Origin of the sequence: Bradyrhizobium sp. JR4.3 (genome assembly GCF_040547695.1) — a bacterium.
Lineage (GTDB): Bacteria > Pseudomonadota > Alphaproteobacteria > Rhizobiales > Xanthobacteraceae > Bradyrhizobium > Bradyrhizobium canariense.
The window spans coordinates 265,658-288,999 of sequence record NZ_JBEPQF010000003.1 but is presented as its reverse complement, the minus strand read 5'-3'; the positions used below and the strand labels follow the sequence as shown (position 1 = coordinate 288,999).

The 23,342-nt window shown below is 65.0% G+C and carries 23 protein-coding genes and 1 tRNA gene; 12 read left to right on the top strand and 12 right to left on the bottom strand.

From position 1 onward, the window contains the following. The first annotated feature begins 1 nt into the window (after nt 1). A complete protein-coding gene (locus tag ABIB91_RS07280) occupies nt 2-913 on the top strand; it encodes a hydroxymethylglutaryl-CoA lyase (RefSeq protein WP_354160618.1) in 912 nt (303 codons plus the stop codon). A 93-nt stretch (nt 914-1,006) separates the two neighbouring features. Here the strand turns inward: ABIB91_RS07280 and ABIB91_RS07275 are convergent, their stop codons facing one another. The 4 genes from ABIB91_RS07275 to ABIB91_RS07260 all read right to left on the bottom strand — a co-directional run bounded on the left by ABIB91_RS07275 (nt 1,007) and on the right by ABIB91_RS07260 (nt 4,890). Continuing rightward, nucleotides 1,007-1,933, bottom strand: a complete 927-nt coding sequence (locus tag ABIB91_RS07275; RefSeq protein ID WP_007591326.1) for a dihydrodipicolinate synthase family protein — start codon at nt 1,931-1,933, stop codon at nt 1,007-1,009. A gap of 75 nt (nt 1,934-2,008) precedes the next feature. After that, nucleotides 2,009-2,992, bottom strand: coding sequence for a TRAP transporter substrate-binding protein (locus tag ABIB91_RS07270; protein ID WP_354160620.1), 984 nt, complete (start codon nt 2,990-2,992; stop codon nt 2,009-2,011). Nucleotides 2,993-3,016: 24 nt separating this feature from the next. Then, nucleotides 3,017-4,282, bottom strand: coding sequence for a TRAP transporter large permease (locus ABIB91_RS07265; RefSeq protein ID WP_007591322.1), 1,266 nt, complete (start codon nt 4,280-4,282; stop codon nt 3,017-3,019). Further along, nucleotides 4,282-4,890, bottom strand: coding sequence for a TRAP transporter small permease (locus ABIB91_RS07260; protein WP_354160955.1), 609 nt, complete (start codon nt 4,888-4,890; stop codon nt 4,282-4,284). Before ABIB91_RS07260 ends, ABIB91_RS07265 begins: the two co-directional genes overlap by 1 nt. Before the next feature lie 204 nt (nt 4,891-5,094). Between ABIB91_RS07260 and ABIB91_RS07255 the strand changes: the two genes are divergently transcribed. Continuing rightward, nucleotides 5,095-5,787, top strand: a complete 693-nt coding sequence (locus ABIB91_RS07255) for a GntR family transcriptional regulator (RefSeq protein ID WP_354160622.1) — start codon at nt 5,095-5,097, stop codon at nt 5,785-5,787. A gap of 119 nt (nt 5,788-5,906) precedes the next feature. On the opposite strand, the gene ABIB91_RS07250 is transcribed toward ABIB91_RS07255, so the two are convergent. The 3 genes from ABIB91_RS07250 to ABIB91_RS07240 are packed head-to-tail and all read right to left on the bottom strand — an operon-like array spanning nt 5,907 to nt 8,835. Further along, complete coding sequence (locus ABIB91_RS07250) at nt 5,907-7,265, bottom strand: TRAP transporter large permease (protein WP_007591317.1); 1,359 nt, start codon at nt 7,263-7,265, stop codon at nt 5,907-5,909. Further along, on the bottom strand, nt 7,262-7,816 hold the full coding sequence (locus ABIB91_RS07245; protein WP_007591315.1) for a TRAP transporter small permease: 555 nt from the start codon (nt 7,814-7,816) through the stop codon (nt 7,262-7,264). The genes ABIB91_RS07250 and ABIB91_RS07245 overlap by 4 nt, the downstream gene beginning before the upstream one ends. Next, entirely contained in the window at nt 7,813-8,835 is a 1,023-nt protein-coding gene (locus ABIB91_RS07240; protein WP_007591303.1) for a TRAP transporter substrate-binding protein, read from the bottom strand. The genes ABIB91_RS07245 and ABIB91_RS07240 overlap by 4 nt, the downstream gene beginning before the upstream one ends. 318 nt (nt 8,836-9,153) lie before the next feature. On the opposite strand from ABIB91_RS07240, the gene ABIB91_RS07235 reads away from it, so the two are divergent. Continuing rightward, complete coding sequence (locus ABIB91_RS07235; RefSeq protein ID WP_007591301.1) at nt 9,154-9,396, top strand: pentapeptide MXKDX repeat protein; 243 nt, start codon at nt 9,154-9,156, stop codon at nt 9,394-9,396. A gap of 123 nt (nt 9,397-9,519) precedes the next feature. On the opposite strand, the gene ABIB91_RS07230 is transcribed toward ABIB91_RS07235, so the two are convergent. Beyond that, nucleotides 9,520-9,867: a DUF6481 family protein gene (locus ABIB91_RS07230; RefSeq protein ID WP_007591299.1), complete on the bottom strand. Its 348-nt coding sequence runs from the start codon at nt 9,865-9,867 to the stop codon at nt 9,520-9,522. A gap of 267 nt (nt 9,868-10,134) precedes the next feature. On the opposite strand from ABIB91_RS07230, the gene ABIB91_RS07225 reads away from it, so the two are divergent. The 3 genes from ABIB91_RS07225 (at nt 10,135) to ABIB91_RS07215 (ending at nt 11,644) form a co-directional block, all read left to right on the top strand. Next, nucleotides 10,135-10,371 (top strand): hypothetical protein, encoded by a 237-nt coding sequence (locus ABIB91_RS07225; protein WP_354160626.1) that lies wholly within the window; start codon nt 10,135-10,137, stop codon nt 10,369-10,371. 75 nt (nt 10,372-10,446) lie between these two features. Further along, on the top strand, nt 10,447-10,683 hold the full coding sequence (locus tag ABIB91_RS07220) for a hypothetical protein (RefSeq protein ID WP_007591292.1): 237 nt from the start codon (nt 10,447-10,449) through the stop codon (nt 10,681-10,683). A gap of 184 nt (nt 10,684-10,867) precedes the next feature. After that, nucleotides 10,868-11,644 carry a hypothetical protein gene (locus ABIB91_RS07215; protein ID WP_354160628.1) on the top strand — a complete coding sequence of 259 codons (777 nt, stop codon included), beginning with the start codon at nt 10,868-10,870 and terminating at the stop codon, nt 11,642-11,644. A 110-nt stretch (nt 11,645-11,754) separates the two neighbouring features. Here the strand turns inward: ABIB91_RS07215 and ABIB91_RS07210 are convergent, their stop codons facing one another. Continuing rightward, the gene (locus ABIB91_RS07210; RefSeq protein ID WP_007591288.1) at nt 11,755-11,934 is read right to left on the bottom strand and encodes a hypothetical protein; all 180 of its coding nucleotides are present in this window, start codon (nt 11,932-11,934) and stop codon (nt 11,755-11,757) included. Nucleotides 11,935-12,161: 227 nt separating this feature from the next. Between ABIB91_RS07210 and ABIB91_RS07205 the strand changes: the two genes are divergently transcribed. Together ABIB91_RS07205 and ABIB91_RS07200 are read left to right on the top strand one after the other, a co-directional pair. Continuing rightward, the gene (locus tag ABIB91_RS07205; RefSeq protein ID WP_167552267.1) at nt 12,162-12,311 is read left to right on the top strand and encodes a hypothetical protein; all 150 of its coding nucleotides are present in this window, start codon (nt 12,162-12,164) and stop codon (nt 12,309-12,311) included. A 237-nt stretch (nt 12,312-12,548) separates the two neighbouring features. Beyond that, nucleotides 12,549-12,767, top strand: a complete 219-nt coding sequence (locus ABIB91_RS07200) for a hypothetical protein (protein ID WP_354160630.1) — start codon at nt 12,549-12,551, stop codon at nt 12,765-12,767. 126 nt (nt 12,768-12,893) lie between these two features. On the opposite strand, the gene ABIB91_RS07195 is transcribed toward ABIB91_RS07200, so the two are convergent. Further along, the gene (locus tag ABIB91_RS07195) at nt 12,894-13,121 is read right to left on the bottom strand and encodes a DUF2171 domain-containing protein (RefSeq protein WP_247349066.1); all 228 of its coding nucleotides are present in this window, start codon (nt 13,119-13,121) and stop codon (nt 12,894-12,896) included. 140 nt (nt 13,122-13,261) lie between these two features. Between ABIB91_RS07195 and ABIB91_RS07190 the strand changes: the two genes are divergently transcribed. Beyond that, a complete protein-coding gene (locus ABIB91_RS07190; RefSeq protein WP_354160632.1) occupies nt 13,262-14,545 on the top strand; it encodes a hypothetical protein in 1,284 nt (427 codons plus the stop codon). A 15-nt stretch (nt 14,546-14,560) separates the two neighbouring features. Then, a complete protein-coding gene (locus ABIB91_RS07185) occupies nt 14,561-14,926 on the top strand; it encodes a hypothetical protein (protein WP_354160634.1) in 366 nt (121 codons plus the stop codon). A gap of 61 nt (nt 14,927-14,987) precedes the next feature. Here ABIB91_RS07185 and ABIB91_RS07180 read toward each other — a convergent pair whose 3' ends face one another. After that, on the bottom strand, nt 14,988-15,230 hold the full coding sequence (locus ABIB91_RS07180) for a hypothetical protein (protein WP_007591272.1): 243 nt from the start codon (nt 15,228-15,230) through the stop codon (nt 14,988-14,990). A 200-nt stretch (nt 15,231-15,430) separates the two neighbouring features. Beyond that, nucleotides 15,431-15,507 (bottom strand) — tRNA-Arg (locus tag ABIB91_RS07175). Between the two features lie 402 nt (nt 15,508-15,909). Between ABIB91_RS07175 and ABIB91_RS07170 the strand changes: the two genes are divergently transcribed. After that, entirely contained in the window at nt 15,910-21,114 is a 5,205-nt protein-coding gene (locus tag ABIB91_RS07170) for an alpha-2-macroglobulin family protein (protein WP_354160636.1), read from the top strand. A gap of 95 nt (nt 21,115-21,209) precedes the next feature. Then, a complete protein-coding gene (pbpC, locus tag ABIB91_RS07165; protein WP_354160638.1) occupies nt 21,210-23,318 on the top strand; it encodes a penicillin-binding protein 1C in 2,109 nt (702 codons plus the stop codon). Nucleotides 23,319-23,342 lie beyond the last annotated feature (24 nt).

Below are 23,342 nucleotides of genomic sequence, written 5' to 3'. Positions count from 1 at the left end.
GATGAGCGACCCCGTCCGCATCATCGAAATGGGGCCACGCGACGGCCTGCAGAACGAGAAGACGGCGGTCAGCGTCGAGGCCCGGATCGCCTTCATCGAGGCGCTGGTCGCGGCTGGCCTCAATACGGTCGAGGTCGGCGCCTTCGTCTCGCCCAAGGCGATCCCGCAGATGGCGAGCTCGGATGCCGTGCTGCGCGGCGTCAGCCATTTGACCGGTGCCGAATTCCACGTGCTGGTGCCGAACGAAAAGGGCTATGACGCCGCGTGCGCCGCGGGCGCCAAGATCGTCTCGGTGTTCGCCGCGGCTTCCGAAGGCTTTTCGCGGGCCAACATCAATTGCACGGTCGCGGAGTCCATCGAACGGTTCAAGCCGGTGCTGGCGCGCGCCAAGGCTGATGGTGTCAAGGTGCGCGGCTATATCTCCTGCGTGCTCGGCTGCCCCTTCGACGGCGAGATCAAGCCGAAAGCCGTCGCCGATCTCGCCACCTCGCTGTGGGAGCTCGGCTGCTACGAGATCTCGCTCGGCGACACCATCGGGGTCGGCACGCCTGATAAGGCGAAAGAAATGCTGCGCGCGGTCAGCGCCAACATCCCGCCCGCCAATCTCGCGATGCATTTCCACGACACCTACGGCCAGGCGCTCGCCAATCTGTATGCCGGCCTGGAGGAGGGCGTCCGCGTCATCGACGCCGCCGCGGGCGGCCTCGGCGGCTGCCCCTACGCGCCGGGCGCGACCGGCAACGTCGCGACCGAGGACGTCGTCTACATGCTCGAGGGCATGGGAATCAGGACCGGCGTTGATATGGAGAAGCTGCTGGCTGTCACGAACGAGATGAGTCGCGTGCTCGGCAAACCGCCCGTGAGCCGCGTGGCGTCCGCACTGAATGCAAGGAAGAAGCGGGCAGCTTCGTAGGGTGGGCAAAGGCGCATAGCGCCGTGCCCACCATCTTTCCACGATTTCGATCTCAGTGGTGGGCACGCTTCGCTTTGCCCACCCTACGTGCGCTCAGGCTGCCTTCAACCCAACATCGGGCAGGCGCGGCCGGCTCTTGAGCGCCTTGGCCATCATCGCCTCGACCTCGGCCTTCTCCTGCGGCAGCAGCGCGAGGCGGGGCGGGCGGGTCAGCGCGGTGCCGCGGCCCATGATGTGCTCGCACAGCTTGATGCACTGGACGAGGTCCGGGCGTGCGTCGAGATGCAAGAGCGGCATGAACCATTCGTAGAGCGGCATCGCCTCGGCATAGCGTCCGGCCTTGGCCAGGCGAAACAGCGTCTCGCCCTCGCGCGGAAAGGCGTTCGACATGCCGGACACCCACCCCACGGCACCCATGGCGATGCTCTCGACGATGACGTCGTCGAGGCCGGCGAACAGCACGAAGCGATCGCCGACCATGTTCCTGGTGTCGATGAAGCGTCTTGTGTCGCCGGAGGAATCCTTGAAGCAGACGACGGTCTCGACGTCGGCGAGCGTGGCCAGGATGTCGGGGGTGACGTCGTTCTTGTAGATCGGCGGATTGTTGTAGAGCATCACCGGCAGGTCCGTCGCGGTGGCGACGGCGCGGAAATGCGCGGCGGTCTCGTGCGGCTTGGACGAATAGACCAGGGCCGGCATCACCATCACGCCGTCGATGCCGACGCGCGCGGCCTCCTTCGCGGTTTCGACTGCGAAGGCCGTGGTGAATTCGGCGATGCCGCACAGCACGGGCACGCGGCCGGCCGCAACGGATTTCGCCGTCTCCATGATAGCGACCTTCTCCTTGCGCTCCAGCGAGGTGTTCTCGCCGACCGAGCCGCAGACGATCAGGCCGGAGACGCCATCACGGATCAGTCCGTCCATCACCTTCGCGGTCGCGTCGATGTCGAGCGAGAGATCGTCGTGGAATTGCGTGGTGACGGCCGGGAAGACGCCCTCCCAGGAAACGCGGCGGCTCATGATTTGACTCCGAGTGGATTTGGCCGGCGGGGGGCTGGATCCGCCGGGGTTCTTGGAAGGGGATGGCGGTTGGGGTCAGAGCGTGGCGCCGACCTTGCGCAGCTCGGTGAGGACGGGCGCCTTCGGCAGCCAGATCTTGTCGAACTCGGCAATGACGGCTTCGGTATCGCCGGCCGGCACCTGGCGGATCGGGATCGGGGCATTGCGGAAATTCTCGATCAGCGCGGGCTCGTTGGAGGCCAATTCGTCGATCTGCGCGTCCAGGGTCGACTTGACGGTCTTGGCGATCAGCTCGCGGTCGGCGGCGGGGAGCGACTGCCAGACCCGGCCCGAGACCACTGCGGCCATCGGCATGAAGACGGCGTTCATCTGCAGGATCACCTTCGACACCTTGTCGAAGCGCTGGTTCCAGGAGAATTCGAGATCGGCCTCGAGGCCGTCGACCTGGCCGTTCGCCATCGCGTCGAACACCTGCGGCGTCGGGATCGGCGTTGGCGCGGCGCCGAGCGAGGAATAGAAGTCGCGATAGACGGGGGTCGGATTGATGCGCAGCTTCATGCCCTTGATGTCGGCGAGCGAAGTCAGGTCCTTCGAGGAGAATACCGCCCGCATGCCGGTGATGCCCCAGCCGAGCCCGATCGTTCCGGTCTCCTGCGGCAGCACCTCGAACAGCTTCACCGCCGCCGGATGCCGTACGAATTTCGCCACTGCGGGCGTCGAGCGGACGATGTAGGGCGCATTGATCGCTGCAACGTGCGGCACGCGCGAGCCGAGCTCTGCGGCCTGGATGAAGCCCATGTCGAGCGCGCCGGACTGCAACTGTTGCATCATCGCGGGCTCGTTGCCGAGCTGGCCGGAGTGAAACACGGTCAGGGTCAGGCGGCCGTTGGTCGCCGCCTTGAGATCTTCACCGAATTTGAGCGCAGCCTTGTTCCAGGAATGGCCGTTCGGCGTAATCAGGCCGAGACGGAATTCCTTGGCTTGGGCGAGCGCCAGCGACGGCGCAAACACCGATGCGGCGGCGCTGGCAGCGAGAAAGCGGCGGCGTGAAAGCGGCATGGTCGGGCTTCCTTTTGGACGGGCCTATTTGATCAGGATCAGCGAGAGTGACGGATAGAGCGAGAGCAGCACCAGCAGGACGCAGGAGATGACGAAGAACGGCAGCGTCACCATGAACATCTTGCCGGGCTTGGCGCCGGTGACAGCGGCCGCGACGAAGAAGCAGAGCCCGACCGGCGGCGACAACAGGCCGAGCACGAGGTTGATCACCACCACGACGCCGAAATGCCTGGGATCGATGTGATAGACGTCGGTTGCAACAGGCAGCAAGATCGGCACCGTCATGATCAGGCCGGGAATGCCGTCGATGACGGTGCCGATCACCAGCAGGATGACATTGCAGATCAGCATGAAGCTGATCGGGTCCTTGGCGGCCGTCTGGATCCAGGCGGCGGTTTCCTGCGGCACCTTGCCGAAGATCAGCACCCAGGAGAACACCGCCGCGGCGGCCACCAGGAACAGCACGATCGCCGAATAGATCGCGCTGCGCAGCATCATCTGCGGCAACTGCGAGAATTCGAACTCCCTGGTCCAGAACTTTCCGACCAGGGCTGCGGCAACGGCGCCGACGGCGGCGGATTCCGTGGCGTTAGCGAGGCCGCCGAGGATGGTGCCGACGATGACGATCGGGATCAGCAGGGTGGGCGAGGTCCGCAGGATCGTCGCCACGCGCTGCCGCGGCGTCTGATAGTCGGCGCGCGGATAGTTGTAGACGTATCCCATCAGCGCAATGACGACACAAAACATCACCGTGAGGATCACGCCGGGCACGATGCCGGCGATCAGCATGTCGCTGACCGAGACCTGCGCGAGCACGCTGTAGACCACGAACATCACCGAGGGCGGAATGATCGGACCGAGCATGCCGCCATAAGCGGTCAAGCCTGCCGCGAAGGTCTTGTCGTAGCCCTTCTTCTCCATCTCCGGCACCATGATCTGGGCCATGATCGCGACCTGTGCGGTCGCTGACCCCAGGATCGAGGAGATGAACATGTTGGCGAGGATGTTGACATAGGCGAGCCCGCCCTTGAGCGAGCCGACGAAGGCCATCGCCATGTCGACGATGCGCCGCGTGATGCCGCCGCCGTTCATGATCTCGCCGATCAGGATGAAGAGCGGGATCGCGATCAGGCCGTAGCTGTCGACGCCGCCGAACAGCTGCAGCGGATAGGACTGGAACAGCACCGGATTGCCGGACGCCGCGATGTAGACCAGGCCGGCGAGACACAGGCAGAGACCGATCGGCACGCCGACCAGCATGATCGCGAGGAAGGCTGCCGACGTGATCATCAGTTGACCCCGTCGAGCTCGGAGAGCGCAAAGCCCTTCGGTGGCGTGCGCGGGACCAGTTCGAGATCTTCCAGCAAATTGGCGAGACCATGCACGGTCATCGAGACCGCGAAAATAGGCAGCGTCAGATAGAGCACCCAGGTCGGCCAGTTCAGCGTCTGGGTATGCTCCGTGTAGAGGAAATTGAAGGTCTCGGCTGCCAGCTTGCGCCCGTCGAAACCGGCGCGGGCAAGGCCAATCGGGTCCATCCAGAGCGCGCAGGTGACAATCAGGGCGAGGCCGAACACGACGACGAGGCCGGTCGAGATCACCTTCGCGATCTTCTGGGCGCGGGGCGAGAGACGTTCCGTCAGCATCGTCACCGCGAAATCGAGCCGCAGCCGCGTCATCGCGGAGGCGCCGACGAAGGTCAGCCAGACCACGCAATAGACCGCGGATTCGTCGATCCAGTAGATCGGGAAATGCGAGTAGCGGGTGACGACGTTGACCAGGATCAGGGCGGTGAGCAGGTACATCAGGCCCATCAATGCGATCCGCTCGACGGCGAGCAGGGCGCAGGAGGCGCGGACGACCATGCGTCGAACGCTGAACGCGCGCGTGGCCGGCATCGTCTGCTCGATCATGAAGAGGCCCCATTGCCCGCAAGATTTGTCGTGCGATGGCCGAATGTATAATTTATACATTTTGGCTGTCAAATGGAATCGCGGATTGCGTCGAAGGCGTGCACGCGCTTTTTGCGGGGACGCGATGACCTCAACATGCAAGACAGGGACCGTTCCGGCCGGCCGAGTCGGAGAGGAACGGAAGATCGGATGAAACTGCCTCTGAAGCATCGCACCCTGTCGGCTGCGATCGTCGACCAGCTCCGGCAAGCAATCCTCGACGGGACCTATCCGGCCGGATCGCAACTGCGCCAGGATGCGCTCGGCGAGGCCTATGGCGTCAGCCGTATCCCCGTGCGCGAGGCGCTGTTTCAGCTCGAAGCGGAAGGCCTGGTGCGGATCGTTCCGCAGAAGGGCGCCATCGTCTCCGAGCTGTCACTGGACGAGATCAACGACGTCTTCGACCTGCGCCGGATCCTGGAGCCGCGGCTGCTGGCGCACTCGGCTCCCCGGTTCACGGCGGAGGATTTCGCAGGGCTCGACGACATCCACAAAAGCTTCGAGAAGGCGATCAAGGCCCGCAACGTCAGCGAATGGGGGCAGCTCAATGCCGACTTCCACATGGCGCTCTACATCCACGCGCCGCAGCCCCGCACCCGGGCGATCGTGCTGTCACTGCTCCAGACCAGCGACCGCTACACGCGGCTTCAGCTCTCCAACACCAAGGCGATGGGCACGGCGGAGAAGGAGCATGCCCATCTGATCGCGCTCTGCCGCGCGCAGAAGGTCGAGGAGGCCTGCCGGTTTTTGGAGCGTCACATCGAAGCCGTGCGCAAGGATCTGTTGCAGGTGGTGGGTGGCGGCGCGATCGCGCCGAAGTCGCGGCGGAAGCGCGAGTCGTAATCGACGCGCTGGTAGGGTGGGCAAAGCGAAGCGTGCCCACCACTTTTCGCGGAAGCACAGAGAGGTGGTGGGCACGGCGCTGCGCGCCTTTGCCCACCCTACAGCACTTGCGATTGCCGCTACCTGCTCCCGTCCGGCCCCATCACCAGGTCCGGCAGTGCGGTCGAGATGCCCGGCACAAAGCACAGCAGCAGCACCGCGAGCATCATCAAGAGCACGAAAGGAAGCGTGCCCCAGATCACCTCGCGCAGGGGAATGTCCGGCGCGACGTTGCGGATGACGAAGATGTTGAGCCCGACGGGTGGATGGATCAGTCCCATCTCCATCACGATGGTCATGACGACGCCGAACCAGATGATGTCGAAATTGGCGGCACGGAGCGGCGGCAGGATGATCGGCGCGGTCATGAGAATAATCGAGACCGGCGGCAGGAAGAAGCCGAGCACGACGACCATGACGAGGATCGCGAACAAGAGGCCCCAGCGCGGCAGATGCATCGCGACGACGGATTCGGCGGCCGATTGCGAGATGTGCAGATAGCTCATCACGTAGGAATAGAGCAGCGACATGCCGATGATCATCATCAGCATGGTCGATTCCCGGATCGTCGATTTCAGGATCGGGGCGAGGTCGCTCGGCCGCCACACGCTGTAGATCGCCGCGATCAGCGCCAGCGCCAGGAGACCGCCGAGGCCGGCAGTCTCCGACGGCGTGGCGTAGCCGCCATAGAGCGCGATCATGACGCCGGTGAGCAGCAGCACGAAGGGGATTACGCGTGGCAGCACGCTGAAGCGTTCCGCAAGCGTGTACTCGTCGCGGGCGAGGATCGCAGCTTCCGGCCCGCCGTTCTTGTAGATCGCTTCGGCCGCGGCGTATTCCTGGCGGAAGCGGATCACGGCGTAGACGCCGAACAGCGAGACCAGCAGCAGGCCGGGCCCGATGCCGGCGAGGAACAGCCGTCCCAGCGATTTTTCGGCGGCGACCGCAAACAGGATCATGGTGATCGACGGCGGGAGCAGAATGCCGAGCGTGCCGCCGGCGGCGATGATGCCCGCGGCAAAACCACCGGAATAGCCGCGCTTGCGCATCTCGGGGATGCCAGCCGAGCCGATTGCCGAGCAGGTCGCGGGCGAGGAGCCCGCCATCGCCGCAAACAGCGCGCAGGCAAACACATTGGCGACGCCGAGGCCGCCGGGGACGCGGTGCAGCCAGGCGTGCAGAGCCGAATAGAGATCCTGGCCCGCGCGAGACTTGCCGATCGCGGCGCCCTTCAGGATGAAGAGCGGGATCGACAGCAGCGTGATCGAGGCCATTTCCTCGTAGACGTTCTGCGTCACCGTATCGAGAGAGGCGGCGGGCATGTAGATGCCCATGAACACGACCGCGACCGCGCCGAGCGCGAACGCAATCGGCATGCCCGAAAACATCACGACCAGCGTCGCAATTCCGTATGCGAGGCCGATACCGAAAACGCTCATGAACGCCTGGCTCCAGCGAAAGGCAGCGCAAGCTGCACGAAGATCTGGACGCAGAGCAGGCTCATGCCGAACGCCATCAGCGAATAGGGGATGGCCAGCGGCGGCGACCACATCGAGTTCGAGACCTGGCCGTCGACATAGGCTTCATGCGCCAGCGTCCACGACTTCCAGGCGAAGAAAGCGCAGAACAGAAGCGTCACGGCGTCGACCAGCCACAGCCTGATCCGGTTCGCCAGCGGCGAGAGCAGGCCGACGAAGGCCTCGATGCCGATGTGACCGCGGTTCTGCTGTACGTAGGCGGCGGTCATGAAGGTGGCGCCGACCAGCAGGAACACCGCAGCCTCGTCCTGCCAGTAATTGGCGGCCTTGAACAAGGCGCGGCTGAGCACGCTGTAGCTCAGGATGGCGCAGGCGGCGATCAGCGCAATCGCGGCGAACACGACGATGATGTTGTTGAGGATGGCGAGACCGCGATCGATCGCCGCCGCAAGGCCAGTCCTTGCGGCAGCGTTGGCCTGGTCGTCACGATCCGGAAGCGGACCGTGGCTCATGCGGCGACGTCGGTCGCGAGCTTGAGCAGGTTGGCCGAGGTCGCGGTCTTGGCGCCGTAGTCTTTCCATGCGGTGTCGCGGGCGATGTCGCGCCACTTGCCGACGGTCGCGGCATCGAGCGCCGAGACCTTGGCGCCGGCCTTCTCGTAGACCTTGGCGACCTCGACGTCGTCGTCCTGCGCGCCCTTGCGGCCGAAGGCTTCGAGCTCGGTGCCGACCGCGAGCAGGACGTCCTGCTGGTTCTTCGGCAGCTTGTCGAAGATCGCCTTCGACATCATCAGCGGCTCGAGCATGAACCAGTAGGACGCGCCTGCGCCCGAGGTCAGCGATTTCGCGACCTCTTCGAGGCGGAACGAGATCAGGCTGGTTGAGGAGGTGATGCCGGCATCGCAGGCCCCCGTCTGCATCGCTGCGTAGATTTCGTTCGAGGGCACCGACAGCACGGATGCGCCGGCGGTCTGCAGCACCATGTCCATCTCGCGCGAGCCGCCGCGCACCTTGAGACCCTTGGCATCTTCGGGGGCCACGATCGGCTTGGAGCGGCTGGCGACGCCGCCGGCCTGCCACACCCAGCTGAGCAGGATGATGCCCTTGTCGGCGAGGAAGTCGGTCAACGCCTTGCCGACCGGCTCCTTCTTCCAGCGCATGCCCTGGTCGTAGGTGGTGACGAGGCCCGGCATCAGGCCGATATTGGTTTCCGGCAATTCGCCGCCGGCGTAGGGCATCGGGTAGAGGCTGATGTCGAGCGCGCCCTTGCGCATCGCGGAGAACTGCGCGTTGGTCTTGATCAGGGAGGAGTTCGGATAGATTTCGGCGGCGATGTCGCCGTTGCTGCGCTTGGCGACTTCGGCGGCGAACATGCGGCAGAGCCGGTCGCGGAAATCGCCCTTGTCAACGGTGCCGCCCGGGAATTGATGCGAGATCTTCAGCGTGGTCGCGGCATGCGCGGTGCCGGTGCTGAAACGGAGAATGGCGGGTGCGGCGACGGCGGTCGCGATCAAGTGGCGGCGCGTGAGCATGGTGTGATTCCCTTTGGACGTTTCTTGGACGGTTCTTGCTTGCTGTGATTTTGGGCGGGTCTTTGAGACCGTGCTGAGGCCCATCCTAGCCGGTCTTTCAGACAATGTTCTCTAGTCTGATAGTTCGAGACCGAATGCCGCGGCAAGTGTCGACCATGCTGCGTTGCACACCACTGGGTTTCTGCATCCGTCCAACGAAGGGGCGGCGGGGGCGCAGAAATTTATCAGCGGTCGCGTAACAACGCCCCGTGGCAATCCGTCGAGATCAGATAGCGGCGTCCGTCGCTGACAAACATCATCTCGAAGGGAAGACCAGTCATGACCATTCGTACCCGCATCGCGCTCGGCGTTTCGGCGGCCGTTCTCTCGCTCGGCCTCGCGCTGTCGCCGGCCGCCTTTGCCCAGGACAAGATGGGCAAGGATGACGGCATGATGAAAAAGGACACGATGTCCAAGGACGGCATGAAGAAGGACACCATGTCCAAGGACGACGGCATGAAGAAGGACACGATGTCGAAGGACGGGATGAAGAAAGACGACGGGATGATGAAGAAGCACTGATCTTCCATCGTCGAGGCGGCGCTTGCGACAGCCAGACGCGCGCCAAAAATCCGGGGGCGGTCACGTAGACCGCCCCCGGAGTATTGTTTCAGTCCAAATTCAATTGAACGTGACTTGCGAACGTTACTTGCGCTTCGCCTTGCGGGCGGCGTAGCGGGCGTCTCGCTTGGCCTTTTGATCGGCCTCGGCTTCGGCCGCCTTCGCGACGGCTTCTTCGGCTTCGCGGGCGATCCGCGCGGCCTCGAGCGCGGCAGCCTCTTCTTGAAGGCGCTTCTGCTCGGCCTTTTCCGTCTCGCGCGCAGCCTTTGCCTCGGCGCGCTTGGCCGCAAGGGCCTCGCGCTCCGCACGCTTCGCCACAACCGCGGGATCATCCGGCCCCGGCTGCGACTTGAATTTGTTCAAAAGGTTTTTGCGTGCTTCCTGTGCCGCCTTTTGCCGGTCGGAGAAGCCTGGTTCCCTAAATCCACTCATCGGCGAACCTTGTCATCCTCGCTTTCGATCCTACATCACTGCCTGTTGGTACGTCGGCTGGGCATAGCGGGCGCCGCGCGACGCAGATGCGTGTACATCGGCGCGCGCCGTGATGCCACCTATAATCGCAGCCGATCAGGTAGACGAAAATCGCCGCCCCCGACGATCTCTCGTAGCCCCGAAAAACTGCCGAATTGTGATGCCCCTCATAAGGGGCACCAGGGCGGCGCCTAGCGTCCCGCCTGGTATGAGACGCGGAGCACGGGCATGACGATCTCAAGACTGAGCCTGAAGGCGCTCGCAATCGCCGTCGCGGTGGCAGCCCTGGCTGGTGTCACGCTGCTCTTCGCCAGCCCGCAGCCGATCGAAAGTGCCGTCCTGGGTGCAGATTGGGAATGCACCCAGACTGCGTTTGTGCTCACGACCTGCGCACCGCGGGCCCAGCAGGCGATCCCGGCCGCCGAAACCTCGCGCAAGGAAGCGATCCGGCCGACGCGGGGCTAACCGGGAGAAGCTGGGCGGGATGTGACGCCACGCCGCAGAGGTGATAAAGCCCGCTCGCCCCGTGATCGGTCAGCCATGTCCAAGTCCGAAGCCAAGCCCGAGCCTAAGCCCAAACCGGGCGCGAAGCTCAAATCCCCTCCAAAACCTCAATCCGGTGACAACCGCCGCGGCGCCATCGCCGGCTTGATCATCGCGATTGTCATCCTCGGCGTCGGCTGGTGGCTCGCCCGCGATCTCACCTCCGCGAGCAAGATGCAGGACTGCCTGATGTCCGGGCGAAGCAACTGCAATGTGATCGAGCCGGCCCGCTAGAGGCACTCCAGAGCGGCCCGCGCGGACGAAAAAATGTCGTGATCTTAATCATTTGTAACGGGACTTGGCCGACCAAAGCAGGTCAGTCATGTCAGCCGGCATCAGCTCAGCGCGAGCCGAATCGTCTATCGCGCCAGGCATCACGGCCATCGACGGCAATCGAGAGAGTAGGGGGCAAGCACGCATGAGTGCGTCCAGTCGCATCAAGATCATCATTCCCTTGGTTTCGGCCATGTCATTGCTCGCCGTCCCGGCGCAGGCTCAGGACGCCCGGCCGCCGAGAGACGCCGCCCAGCCATCGCCCGGGCCGAGCGCAGGTGCGCCGCCGCAGAACATGCGCAAGGGGCCGCCGTCGCAGCAGGCTGCCCGGCCCGTGCTACAGCCCGGCGGCCAGCCTCACGCGGGCGGTCCGGGCTATGCAGGTTCTGGTCCGCGCAATGCCGGCGGTCCGCCGCCCGGACGCAATTACGCCAGGGGTCCCGCACCGGCGCGCGATTGGGGCGGACACACCTATCGCGGCCATCTCGCCTGGGATGGCGGACGCTGGCGCCACGAAGTCCACGACGGCCGCTCCGGCTGGTGGTGGGATGTGGGCGGCGCGCGGTATTATTATCCGCAGCGCATGGAAGGGCCTCCGGCCTACATCTCGGAGGATTATTACGATGACGTGCCTGTGGCCTACGCCCCGCCGCCGGTCGCCTACGAACCGCCGCCTCCGCCGCCGCCGGCGGATCCTGGTGCGAGCGCGCTTGGCGGCGCTATCGTCGGCGGCGTGCTGGGGGGCCTGATCTCGGGCAACGCCTCGGGCGCGGCCGCAGGCGCCGTGATCGGCGGTGCCACCGGGGCGATCGCCGGCGCGACGGCTGCTTCGCGCCCCGGCTACTATCTGGCCCAGGGCAACTGCTACTACCGCTATCCGAGCGGCCAGTATGTGCAGGCCGATCCCCGGGCGTGTTACTGAGCACTCCAGGCGAGACCTGAAGCGATGAGGCGGGCGAAAAGTCCGCCTCTTTTCGTTTTGCGCTGGCCGTCAGCTGGCCGGGAATTGATTCAAGGGGGATCGCCCGCGCGTCAGGACACCAGCCAGCTGAAGAACGCGATCGCGGCCCAGACCAGGCCTGCGATCCAGGCCAGCATCACGATGCCGATGGTCGCAAGATAAGCGATGCCGAGCGGGTCGGATCTTTCGCGTCGCGTCGGGACGGCAATTTCGGCTGCGGCTTCTTGCGTCATGACGGGAATATCTCCCATGCCTTCTCCCTCTCTGGGAGCGCTGAGAACTGTTTAGCGGATGCGCCGGGCGCCGGCTGTGACGCACTTCACAGATCGGTACGCACCAAGCCCACAATCGGGGCGGATCGTTCGACAGATGCGTGAGCTGGATCGCGTCGCAAATCCGTGTCGGGAGGCATTAACCCCGCAATCATACGGACGAAATTGCCACGCGCTTGTCCAGATCGTCCGGCTAGAATTGCTTCATGTGTACCAAGTACGATCCACAGCACGAAGCTGAGGCGGCGATGAAGCGCGCCGTGGCGGCCGATGGCCCCGACCGGCAACGTCTCATCGAGCTAGCCCTGGCCTGGCATCAACTCGCCCGCGACCGGCGCGAAGAGCGGACGGACTGAGCCCACGCTCTTACGACAATATCCGTATTCAAAGAAAAACCCCGTGCTCGGGGGGACGAGCACGGGGTTCTCGAGAGCCGATCGGGGCTGGCAAATCGGCGCCACTCGATAGCGAACGCGCTGATCGCAGGTTCGTTCCGCGCCCCCTCAATTCTTTTCGCGCGAAGATCATGAAGGGCGACCGGGGGAGGGCGTCTTGCCGATGGAACGTCGGTTCCCCGCCGACGTTGAGCCGCTATGACCGATCCCGAGTTGCGCGCACAGTCCTTCGAGATTGCCTGGAAGTATCTCGACCAATCCGGCCTGCTTACCGGCGAGCGCAGGGACGCGGCCCGGTTCATCCTGAACAGGATCGACCGCATGATGTTGGGTGGCGAGAGGCGACGATTGCTGCTGTCCAACGCCGCGATCGATGCCTACCGCTTCCGGCCCGTGCTCGTGCCGCTCGAGGCCTGACGCGAGCCGTCGAAACGCGACGTTAAGACTCGTTCGGGCGACGATTTTCCGATCGCGATTCGTTTCGGAGAACGAAGCGGAGCAGGACCGTGAACAAACAAAAAGTCCCCGAGGGGACTTGCTGGCTCAGGCTGCTTCCGACTTCGGCACCGCGTCGGCATTGACCGAAAGCTTGACGACATCGCCTTCGACGGCACCCACATATTTCGTGTCGATGTAATGATGATGGTCCTTGTGACCTTCCGGGCTGTCCTTCCGCGTCAGCTTGATGCGGTTGCCCTCGACGCGGTCGACGGTGCCGACATGTGCGCCGTCCTTGCCGATGATCTTCATGTGCTCTCTGATCTCGCTCATGATGTTCTCCTTGTGCAGTGTCAACGGCGAGGACCGGTCTTCGTTGCAAGGATGAGCGCGGCCGACTGTTTGGAGCCAATGCGTTCGCCGAACGTTGAAAGGCCGTCGCAATTGCCAAGACCACCTTCGTCAAGATCCGCATGGAGACCTCCGAGGCCTATCTCGAACGAAAGCACAGGGAAATCGGGCTGCTGAACGATTGCCTGAGGAGCCCGCTGCATTTGGCTCGGCCGCAATCGGTCGACGAGGTCGTGGTCTCCAAGTTTCAGCTCGCCGCCGCGCTACGCGCGGAGCATGCGCTCCAGGACTGGAAGGCGACGGAGACCGCCTGGTCGCACGCGGCGTCTCCCAGGAGCGGTCCGTTCGTGTTCAGCTACGATTATCAGCGCGCGGACCTCAAGGTGCGTGGTCCCTCGTTCTACGAACTCGAGCGGAGCTGCGGGAGCGAGGCGATCTATACCGCATCCGGCATGGCCGCGATCTCCGCGCTGCTGCTCGCGTCCGCACGAATCATCGGCAAGGCAGACGTCGTGGTGCTGCCGGGCACCTACGGCGAGACACTGGAGCTGATCGAGAGCCTCGTCCCCCATTTGCGGCTTGTCACCGCCAGACTCCCGCTGGGCGAAGCGTTCGCTGCGGCAGCCTCGCCACGGTTTCTCCTGCTGGATTCGTGCGCCCCTGCCGGGGCGTTCGAGGCGGCTTTGTGTTGCGACGGTTCGGGGCTCGATCTGTTGATTTTCGACACGACATGCTTCGCCGGTAGATCGGGGCGCATCCGGCGCGTTCTGAGATGGGCCGCGCGATGGGACATTCCGGTCGTGTTGGTGCGAAGCCACAACAAGCTGGATTCGCTCGGGGTGGAATACGGCCGGCTCGGCTCTGCCGTATTCGTGCATTGGAGCCGGAAAGACCTGAATGCAGGCCAGCTGCTGTCCGAGAGCCTGGCGGCGGAAACCGGCAATGCCGTCCGGCTTCTCGGTGGCGCGGCGTTGCCGGCACACTTCCCGCCATTCGTGGGCTCAGCGGGCTATTGGGCCCTGACGAAAAAACGCGTCGCGGCGATCCTGCGCAACGGTCGCCACACGGCGCGATATTTCGCCGCCGAGCTCGGTTCGCTCTCGGCCGAGCTGCATTTCACCCACGGCCTCTATGTCACGCTTCGCGGCAGGCGCGCCCTCGATGAGGCGACCGCGCGGCAGGCCGCCGAAGACATGAGCCGCGACCTCAGCGGCAAAGGCTTCCCCATTCGTCACGCCGGCAGCTTTGGTTTTGATTTCGCGGCGACCGAGTGGTTTCACGACGCGACTACGGATCGGTACAGCGTCCGGGTGGCGGTGCCGGATCTGCCGACCGAGTCGTGGAAGGATCTCGCGGCGGCAATTGCCGGGTGGTGGGCGCGACATCAGGGCGACACTGAAGAGTGAGTGCGGTGCAAGGCCATGACAGAGCGACCGAAAGCGTTTCCTTACAGGGAATGCACGTGGCATGTTTCAGACGAACAGTCCCAGCAATGGCTTGCGGTGCTTGAAAAGACGGGTGCAGCCAACGTCCGAGCGCGCCTAGCCCAGACCGACGCGGCATCCGCAGGAGCGACTGCGATCGGAACCGCGCCCGTCATGACGATCGGGTTCGCCCAGGAATGGCTGAACTGGAAAGAAAATCAAAAATCCGAGGCGGATATCGAACGGCACGAGCGGCAGATCTGGTGGACTCGGACCGCGGCAATCGCCGCATCGGTCGCCGCCTTGAGCGCACTGTTCGGCTGGATTTGGACGATCTTCATCCGGGGGAATAATGGCCTGTAACAAACATGATTGTTACATTGCGCATACATCCGCGAGACGAGCGGCGACAAACTGCGCTGTTTCAATCGATCGCCAGGCATTCTTCCACGGCCGGCTTCTGGTGGCCGCGACGTGCCCACGCCTGAACGGCGAAGGCGAGTTGGTGCTGACTCGCCGCCGCGTCCGCGATGGAGGCCCGCGCCGTCGCGATGGGCTTTGTGATCACCCCGGAGTTCACGACTCCCGCGTCAACTGCCAGGAACGATATTGCCACAACCGCCACCGCAGATGCGATGGCCATTCTCGTCAAGTCGGATAGTGGCATCAAAGTCCTTATCGGGCGTACGTCGCTCGGCGGATAGATAGGGCTCGTTTGCCTGGATCAAAGCCCGGACCGAGGCGTCCCACGCGTTCGTGAAGGACGGTGGATTCTGCAGGCGCGCGTCGTAGACCGGGCTAACGATGAGCGCCGGTGTATCGAGTCAGCGTGCGCCGGACGATGTCCCCGTCCGATGAGACTGAATATGGCGATCCCGGCAGGAATCGAACCTGCAACCCTCAGAGTAGAAATCTGATGCTCTATCCAGTTGAGCTACGGGACCGTCTTGAGCCGCCCTGGTTGGGGCCGGCTGTTCATCTACCATGCCATTATGAAAAATATCGTCTTTCGCCAAGCCTGAACCGAACCGTTTTCCTCGAAGCCGCGACAAAGCGGAACGGTGGGGTGTCAGGGTGCCGGGTTGAGCGGCAGCGGACTGGACGATGGATCACATCGCCGGGAACGCTGGCCAGCTTCCGGGACACGGCCGCCGGACGACTGGTCGGGTATTGCTGCGCCATCAGGACGGCGTGCGCGGCGGTAGCTTGATCGGTCTCCTCTGGGCGTGCCTTGTCATGGCGAATGCGACGGTTTGCACCTTTGGTTCCATCGCCTTGAGTCGGTCACCTTTCCGCGCATTTCATGCGACAAGCGGCGTTCGTCCGCGATTTCCGGGAGTCCATCCATGATCGGTCTTGTTCGCGCCGTCACACTCTGCGCCACGCTGGCGTTCGGCCTTAGCGTAGCGCAGGCCGCCGACAAAGCCTTCAAGCGGGACGACCTCGCCGATTCCGCGATCAAACTGGAGGCGCAGATCAAGGGCGAGGCGGGGCCGGTCGCCAAGAGCGGCGCGAGCTTACGCACCGACGCCGATGCTGCCTTCCGGCGCAACGACTATCGCACCGGCCTGTCGGTGCTCGGCCAGATCGCGGCGACCACGCCGGAGGACGCCGGCAACTGGCTGCGCCTGGCGAAAGTCATCTTCCAGATCACGCCCAAGAGCTCGAGCGAGCAGACGTTTCTGGTGGAGCGCGCCTCGACTGCCGCCTACATCGCCTACCAGCGCGCCGGCAATGCGGGCGAGGAGGCCGATTCGCTCGCGGTGCTCGGCAAGTCGCTGTCCGAACGCAAGCTGTGGCGGCCAGCGCTGGATGCACTGCGGCTGTCGCTCGACATGCGCGAGGTCGCCGACGTCCGGGGCCAGTACGAGAAGATGCGCGACGAGCACGGGTTTCGGTTGCTCGACTACACCGTGGACTCGGACTCCGCCAGTCCGCGCGCCTGCTTCCAGTTCTCGGAGGAGCTGGCAAAACGCACCGATTTCGCGCCGTACCTCGCGCTGGCGGGCCAGGACAAGCCGGCTTTGTCGGCCGAGGGCAAGCAGCTCTGCGTCGATGGGCTCAAGCACGGCGAGCGCTACAACATCAATCTGCGCGCCGGCCTGCCGTCCACCGTGAAGGAAGGCCTGCCGAAATCGGCCGAGTTCAACGTCTATGTGCGCGACCGCAAGCCCTTCGTGCGCTTCACCAGCCGCGCCTATGTGCTGCCGAGGACGGGCCAGCGCGGCATTCCCGTCGTCAGCGTCAACACGCCAGCCGTCAACATCAACGTGTTCCGGATCGGCGACCGCAATCTGATCAACACGGTGGTCGACAGCGATTTCCAGAAGACTCTGTCGAAATACCAGCTCAGCGATCTCGGTGGCGAGCGCGGCGTCAAAGTCTGGACCGGCGAGCTCGCGACCGCGATGACGCTCAACCAGGACGTCACCACGGCGTTCCCGGTCGACCAGGCGCTGGGCGAGCTCCAGCCCGGCGTCTATGTGATGACGGCCGCAGCCAAGGGGCCGGGCTCGGACGACGACTACCAGCTCGCCACCCAATGGTTCATCGTCTCCGATCTCGGCGTCACGGCCTATTCCGGCAATGACGGCATCCATGTCTTCGTGAATTCGCTGGCCTCGACCGATCCCGTCGGCAAAGCCGAGGTGCGACTGGTCGCGCGCAACAACGAGATCCTGGCCACCCGCAAGACCGATGAGAGCGGCCATTTGCTGTTCGAGGCGGGGCTTGCGCGCGGCGAGGGCGGCCTGTCGCCGGCGATGCTCACCGTGACCGGTGAGAAGGCCGACTATGCTTTCCTCAGCCTCAAATCCTCTGCCTTCGACCTGTCGGACCGCGGCGTTTCGGGCAGGGCCGTGCCTGTGGGCGCCGACGCCTTCGTCTATGCCGAGCGCGGCGTCTACCGCTCCAGCGAGACCGTCTATCTCACCGCGCTGTTGCGGGACGGGCAGGGCAACGCCGTTACCGGCGGGCCGATGACCCTGGTGATCGAGCGCCCCGACGGCGTCGAATATCGCCGCGCCGTGCTGTCCGACCAGGGCGCCGGCGGGCGCACCTTGTCCGTGCCGCTCAACTCGGCCGTCCCGACCGGGACCTGGCGGGTGCGCGCCTTCACCGATCCAAAGGGCTCTTCGGTCGGTGAGACCACTTTCATGGTCGAGGACTACGTCCCTGATCGGATCGAATTCGACTTGTCTGCCAAGGACAAGCTGATCAAAGCTAACGCTCCAGTGGAGCTTAAGGCGGACGGTCATTTCCTCTACGGCGCGCCGGCCTCGGGGCTGGCGCTCGAAGGCGACATGCTGGTCGCGCCCGCGTCCGAGCGGCCGGGCTTCGCCGGTTACCAGTTCGGCGTCGCCGACGAGGAGACCACCTCGAACGAGCGCACGCCGCTGGAAAACCTGCCCGAAGCTGACGCCAACGGCGTTGCGACCTTCCCGGTCACGCTCGACAAGCAGCCGGCCTCGACGCGGCCGCAGGAGGCGCAGATCTTCGTCCGCATGGTCGAGACCGGCGGCCGCGCCGTTGAACGCAAGATCGTGCTGCCGGTCGCGCCTGCTGCCGCCATGATCGGCATCAAGCCGCTCTTTGGCGACAAGAACGTCGCCGAGGGCGACAAGGCCGAGTTCGACGTCGTGTTCGTCTCGCCCGAGGGCGAGAGGCTACGCCGCGACGGCCTGCGCTACGAGCTCCTGAAGATGGAGTCGCGCTACCAATGGTATCGCCAGAGCAATTACTGGGAGTACGAGCCGGTCAAATCGACCTCGCGCGTCTCTGACGGCGACGTGACCGTCGCCGCGGACAAGCCGTCGCGGATTTCGCTGACCCCAAAGCCCGGCCGCTACCGGCTGGACGTGAAGTCGAACGATGCCGACGGCCCGGTGACCTCGGTACAGTTCGACGTCGGCTGGTATTCCGACGGCAGCGCCGACACGCCGGACCTCCTGGAGACCTCGATCGACAAGCCGCAATACGCCTCGGGCGATACGATGACCGTGTCGGTCAACGTCCGCAGCGCCGGCAAGCTGACGGTCAACGTGCTCGGCGATCGGCTGCTGACGGCGCAGACCATCGACGTCAAGGAAGGCACCGCCCAGGTGAAGCTCCCGGTCGGAAAGGACTGGGGCACTGGCGCCTATGTGGTGGCGACGCTGCGCCGTCCGCTCGATGCAGCCGCGCAACGCATGCCAGGCCGGGCGATCGGACTCAAATGGTTCGGTATCGACAAACAGACCCGCACGCTCCAGGTGAAGCTGACCCCGCCGGCGCTGATCCGGCCGAATGGGTTGCTGAAGATCCCCCTCAAGCTCGACGGGCTCAATCCGGGCGAGGACGCCAAGATCGTCATCGCCGCGGTCGACGTCGGCATCCTCAACCTCACCAATTACAAACCGCCGGCGCCGGACGACTATTATCTCGGCCAGCGCCGCCTGAGCGCGGAGATCCGCGATCTCTATGGGCAACTGATCGACGGCATGTCGGGCACGCGCGGTCAGATTAAGTCCGGCGGTGACGCCGGCGCGGCCGAATTGCAGGGCTCGCCGCCTGCGCAGAAGCCGCTCGCGCTCTATTCGGGCATCGTCACGGTTGCCGCTGACGGCACCGCGGAAATCAGCTTCGACATTCCGGAGTTCGCCGGCACCGCGCGCGTCATGGCGGTGGCGTGGACCGCGACCAAGCTCGGTCGCGCCAACACGGACGTGGTGATCCGCGATCCTGTCGTGCTCACCACGACCCTGCCGCGCTTCCTGCTCAACGGCGACCACGGTACGGTCAATCTCGAGATCGACAATGTTGAAGGGCAGGCCGGCGATTACGTCATCAACGTGAAGACGGGCGGACCGGTGAAGATGACCGGCAATCCCGCAACCACGGTGAAGCTCGCCGCCAAGCAGCGGAACTCCTTCTCGCTCGCCATCGACGCGACGGCGGCGGGGCAGGCGACGCTCGACGTCGACATCAAGGGGCCGAACGGGCTTGCACTCGCGCGCCACTATGCGCTCGACGTCAAGGCGGCGACGCAGGTGCTGGCGCGGCGCTCGATCCGGACGCTGGCGAAGGGCGAGAGCCTGACGCTGACGTCTGATATGTTCGCCGACCTCGTGCCGGGCACCGGCAGCGTCTCGGTCTCGGCGAGCCTGTCGACCGCGCTCGATGCGGCGACGATCCTGAAAGCGCTCGACCGCTATCCCTATGGCTGCTCGGAGCAGATCACGAGCCGTGCGATGCCGTTGCTCTATGTCAACGATCTCGCCGCGGGCGCGCATCTCGCCATGGACACCGAAGTCGACCAGCGCATCCGCGACGCGATCGAGCGGCTTTTGGCCCGCCAGGGCTCCAATGGCTCGTTCGGACTGTGGTCGGCGGGCGGCGACGATGCGTGGCTCGACGCGTACGTGACCGACTTCCTGACCCGCGCCCGCGAAAAGGGCTTTGTGGTCCCGGATGTGCTGTTCAAGACCGCGCTGGATCGTATCCGCAACTCGGTCGTCAACGGCAACGAGCCGGAGAAGGACGGCGGCCGCGATCTCGCTTACGGCCTCTATGTGCTCGCGCGGAACGGCGCGGCGCCGATCGGCGACCTCCGCTATCTCGCCGACACCAAGCTCTCCAACCTCGCAACTCCCATCGCGAAATCGCAGCTCGCCGCGGCACTCGCGCTGGTCGGTGACCGCAACCGCGCGGAGCGCGTTTACGGAGCCGCGCTCGACAGTCTCGCGCCAAAACCCGTGCTGGAGTTCGGCCGCACCGACTACGGCTCGCAGCTTCGCGATGCCGCAGCGCTGGTGTCGCTTGCCAGTGAAGGCAATGCCCCGAAGGCGACGCTGACGCAGGCAGTGTCGCGAGTCGAGACTGCGCGCGGGCTGACACCCTATACCTCCACGCAGGAGAATGCGTGGCTGGTGCTGGCGGCACGCGCGCTCGCCAAGGAGAACCTGTCGATGGAGGTCGACGGCCAGCCGGTCAAGACCGCGCTGTACCGCAGCTACAAGGCGGCGACCCTGGAGGGCAAGCCGCTGAAGATCACCAACACCGGCGATGCGCCGGTGCAGGCCGTGGTCTCTGTGTCGGGTTCGCCGGTGACGCCGGAGCCCGCGGCATCGAACGGCTTCAAGATCGAGCGCAGTTTCTTCACGCTCGACGGCAAGCCCGCCGATATCAGCAAGGTGAAGCAGAACGACCGCTTCGCCGTGGTGCTGAAGATCACCGAGGCCAAGCCCGAATACGGCCACATCATGGTGTCCGATTATCTTCCGGCCGGCCTCGAGATCGACAATCCGAAACTGGTGTCGTCGGGCGACAGCGGCACGCTGGGCTGGATCGAGGACGGCCAGGAGCCCAAGGATACCGAGTTCCGCGACGACCGCTTCACGGCGGCCGTCGACCGGGCCTCGGATTCCAAGGCGGTCTTCACGGTGGCCTATGTCGTCCGTGTGGTCTCGCCCGGCAAATACGTGCTGCCGCAGGCCTATGTCGAGGACATGTACAATCCCTCGCGCTACGGCCGCACCGGGACGGGCACCGTCGAGGTGCGGGCGGCGAAGTGAGTGGTGAGGGGATGAGCGACAAGGAGCCACATGCTCCGCCGTCATGCCCGGGCTTGTCCCGGGCATCCACGGACTTTTGTGCGAGGGGCAAGGACGTGGATGGCCGGGACGAGCCCGGCCATGACCGAGCGCGGAGCTGGGACCTGCATGTCCTCTCCGCGCTGGCATTCTCGCTCATTCTCACCATCGTCGGTTTCGTCGCCTGGGTCTACGCCCTCGGTCCGCTGCCTTTCGACGAAGCCCGCCAAGTTTCCACCACCATTGTCGATCGCAACGGCAAGCTGCTGCGCGCCTATGCGATGGCGGACGGGCGCTGGCGACTGCCGGTTGAGACAAATACGAACGTCGATCCGACCTATCTGAAGCTGCTGCTCGCCTATGAGGACCAGCGCTTTTACGCGCATGACGGTATCGACCCGCTGGCACTAGGGCGCGCTGCGTTTCAGCTTGCGACCCGCGGCCACATCGTCTCGGGCGGCTCGACCATCTCGATGCAGCTCGCGCGGCTGATGGAGCCGCGGCGGCAGCGTTCGCTCCATGCAAAGCTGCGGCAGATGGTGCGTGCGATCGAGATCGAGCGCAGCTTGAGCAAGCAGCAGATCCTCGACCTCTATCTCGCGCTCGCGCCCTACGGCGGCAATCTCGAAGGCATCCGCGCTGCCTCGACCGCCTATCTCGGCAAGGAACCGAAGCGGCTGTCGCTGGCTGAAGCGGCATTGCTGGTCGCGCTGCCGCAATCGCCGGAGACGCGCCGGCTCGACCGCTATCCCGATGCGGCGCGCAAAGCGCGTGACCGCGTGCTCGACCGCATGGTCGAGGAGCAACAGATCAGCCTCGACGATGCCAAGCAGGCCAAGGCCGTTCCCGTGCCGAAGCTGCGCAGGCCAATGCCGATCCTGGCGCCGCATGCCTCCGATGCGGCGCTTGCGACGGTCAAGGACGCGCCCGTCATCAAGCTGACGCTGGATGCCAACCTGCAAAAGGTGCTTGAGCCGCTGGCGCGCGACCGTGCCATTGCGCTGGGACCGAACATCTCGGTCGGCATCATCGTCGTCGACAATGAGAGCGGCGACGTGCTCGCACGCGTCGGCTCGGCGGATTATTTCGACGAGCGCCGGGCAGGGCAGGTCGACATGACCCGCGCGGTCCGCTCGCCGGGCTCGACGCTGAAGCCGTTCATCTATGGGCTCGCTTTCGAGGACGGTTTTGTTCACCCCGACAGTCTGATCGACGATCGGCCCGTGCGCTTCGGCTCCTACGCGCCGGAAAATTTCGACATGACGTTCCAGGGCACCGTGCCGGTGAAGAAGGCGCTGCAGCTGTCGCTGAACGTGCCCGCGATCGTCCTGCTCGACCGCGTCGGCGCGAGCCGGCTGGCCTCGCGGCTGCATCAGGCGGGCGGCAATCTGGTGCTGCCCAAAGACGAGGCGCCGGGACTTGCCATGGGCCTTGGCGGCGTCGGTGTGACGCTGCAGGACCTCGCCCAGCTCTATGCGGGCTTCGCCCGGCTCGGCACCACCAAGCCGCTGCGCGAGATCATGAGCGACAGGGACGTGCGCGAGCCGCTGCGACTGCTCGATCAGGTCGCGGCCTGGCAAGTCGGCAATGTGCTGCTCGGCACCCCGCCGCCGGAGAACGCGGCTCACAACCGCATCGCCTTCAAGACCGGCACCTCCTACGGCTACCGCGACGCCTGGTCGATGGGCTTCGACGGGCGCATGACCATCGGCGTGTGGGTCGGCCGGCCCGACGGCGCGCCGGTTCCGGGCCTGATCGGGCGCGTCGCCGCCGCGCCGATCCTATTCGACGCCTTCGCCCGAACCGGCAAGACGCTCCTGCCGTTGCCGAAGCCACCGAAAGGAACTCTCGTTGCCAGCAACGCCAAGCTGCCGTTGCCCTTGAGGCGGTTCCGTCCGGTCGGGGATCTGGTGCGGACCGGGGGCGAGCAGGCTCTGCACATCCAGTTTCCGCTGAACGGTTCGCGGATCGACGTCGATCGCTCAGGTGGCGAGGGGGGCGCAGCCATGCCGGTCAAGGTCGCCGGAGGCGTTCTGCCTATGACCGTCATGGTTAACGGAACGGCGCAGGGCGAGATCGACGGACGGCGCCAGCGGCTGATCGATCCGCCTGGTCCGGGCTTTGCGCGGCTGACCGTCATCGATGCCGCGGGCGCCGCGGACACAGTTGTCATTCGAATTCAATGACCCTGCCTCAAGCGGTTGTGGCGA

Excerpts from the sequence above, each read along its gene's own strand:
- ABIB91_RS07280 (WP_354160618.1), top strand. The coding sequence starts at position 2 with ATGAGCGACCCCGTCCGCATCATCGAAATGGGGCCACGCGACGGCCTG.
- ABIB91_RS07275 (WP_007591326.1), bottom strand. The coding sequence starts at position 1,933 with ATGAGCCGCCGCGTTTCCTGGGAGGGCGTCTTCCCGGCCGTCACCACG.
- ABIB91_RS07270 (WP_354160620.1), bottom strand. The coding sequence starts at position 2,992 with ATGCCGCTTTCACGCCGCCGCTTTCTCGCTGCCAGCGCCGCCGCATCG.
- ABIB91_RS07265 (WP_007591322.1), bottom strand. The coding sequence starts at position 4,282 with ATGATCACGTCGGCAGCCTTCCTCGCGATCATGCTGGTCGGCGTGCCG.
- ABIB91_RS07260 (WP_354160955.1), bottom strand. The coding sequence starts at position 4,890 with ATGCCGGCCACGCGCGCGTTCAGCGTTCGACGCATGGTCGTCCGCGCC.
- ABIB91_RS07255 (WP_354160622.1), top strand. The coding sequence starts at position 5,095 with ATGAAACTGCCTCTGAAGCATCGCACCCTGTCGGCTGCGATCGTCGAC.
- ABIB91_RS07250 (WP_007591317.1), bottom strand. The coding sequence starts at position 7,265 with ATGAGCGTTTTCGGTATCGGCCTCGCATACGGAATTGCGACGCTGGTC.
- ABIB91_RS07245 (WP_007591315.1), bottom strand. The coding sequence starts at position 7,816 with ATGAGCCACGGTCCGCTTCCGGATCGTGACGACCAGGCCAACGCTGCC.
- ABIB91_RS07240 (WP_007591303.1), bottom strand. The coding sequence starts at position 8,835 with ATGCTCACGCGCCGCCACTTGATCGCGACCGCCGTCGCCGCACCCGCC.
- ABIB91_RS07235 (WP_007591301.1), top strand. The coding sequence starts at position 9,154 with ATGACCATTCGTACCCGCATCGCGCTCGGCGTTTCGGCGGCCGTTCTC.
- ABIB91_RS07230 (WP_007591299.1), bottom strand. The coding sequence starts at position 9,867 with ATGAGTGGATTTAGGGAACCAGGCTTCTCCGACCGGCAAAAGGCGGCA.
- ABIB91_RS07225 (WP_354160626.1), top strand. The coding sequence starts at position 10,135 with ATGACGATCTCAAGACTGAGCCTGAAGGCGCTCGCAATCGCCGTCGCG.
- ABIB91_RS07220 (WP_007591292.1), top strand. The coding sequence starts at position 10,447 with ATGTCCAAGTCCGAAGCCAAGCCCGAGCCTAAGCCCAAACCGGGCGCG.
- ABIB91_RS07215 (WP_354160628.1), top strand. The coding sequence starts at position 10,868 with ATGAGTGCGTCCAGTCGCATCAAGATCATCATTCCCTTGGTTTCGGCC.
- ABIB91_RS07210 (WP_007591288.1), bottom strand. The coding sequence starts at position 11,934 with ATGGGAGATATTCCCGTCATGACGCAAGAAGCCGCAGCCGAAATTGCC.
- ABIB91_RS07205 (WP_167552267.1), top strand. The coding sequence starts at position 12,162 with ATGTGTACCAAGTACGATCCACAGCACGAAGCTGAGGCGGCGATGAAG.
- ABIB91_RS07200 (WP_354160630.1), top strand. The coding sequence starts at position 12,549 with ATGACCGATCCCGAGTTGCGCGCACAGTCCTTCGAGATTGCCTGGAAG.
- ABIB91_RS07195 (WP_247349066.1), bottom strand. The coding sequence starts at position 13,121 with ATGAGCGAGATCAGAGAGCACATGAAGATCATCGGCAAGGACGGCGCA.
- ABIB91_RS07190 (WP_354160632.1), top strand. The coding sequence starts at position 13,262 with ATGGAGACCTCCGAGGCCTATCTCGAACGAAAGCACAGGGAAATCGGG.
- ABIB91_RS07185 (WP_354160634.1), top strand. The coding sequence starts at position 14,561 with ATGACAGAGCGACCGAAAGCGTTTCCTTACAGGGAATGCACGTGGCAT.
- ABIB91_RS07180 (WP_007591272.1), bottom strand. The coding sequence starts at position 15,230 with ATGCCACTATCCGACTTGACGAGAATGGCCATCGCATCTGCGGTGGCG.
- ABIB91_RS07170 (WP_354160636.1), top strand. The coding sequence starts at position 15,910 with ATGATCGGTCTTGTTCGCGCCGTCACACTCTGCGCCACGCTGGCGTTC.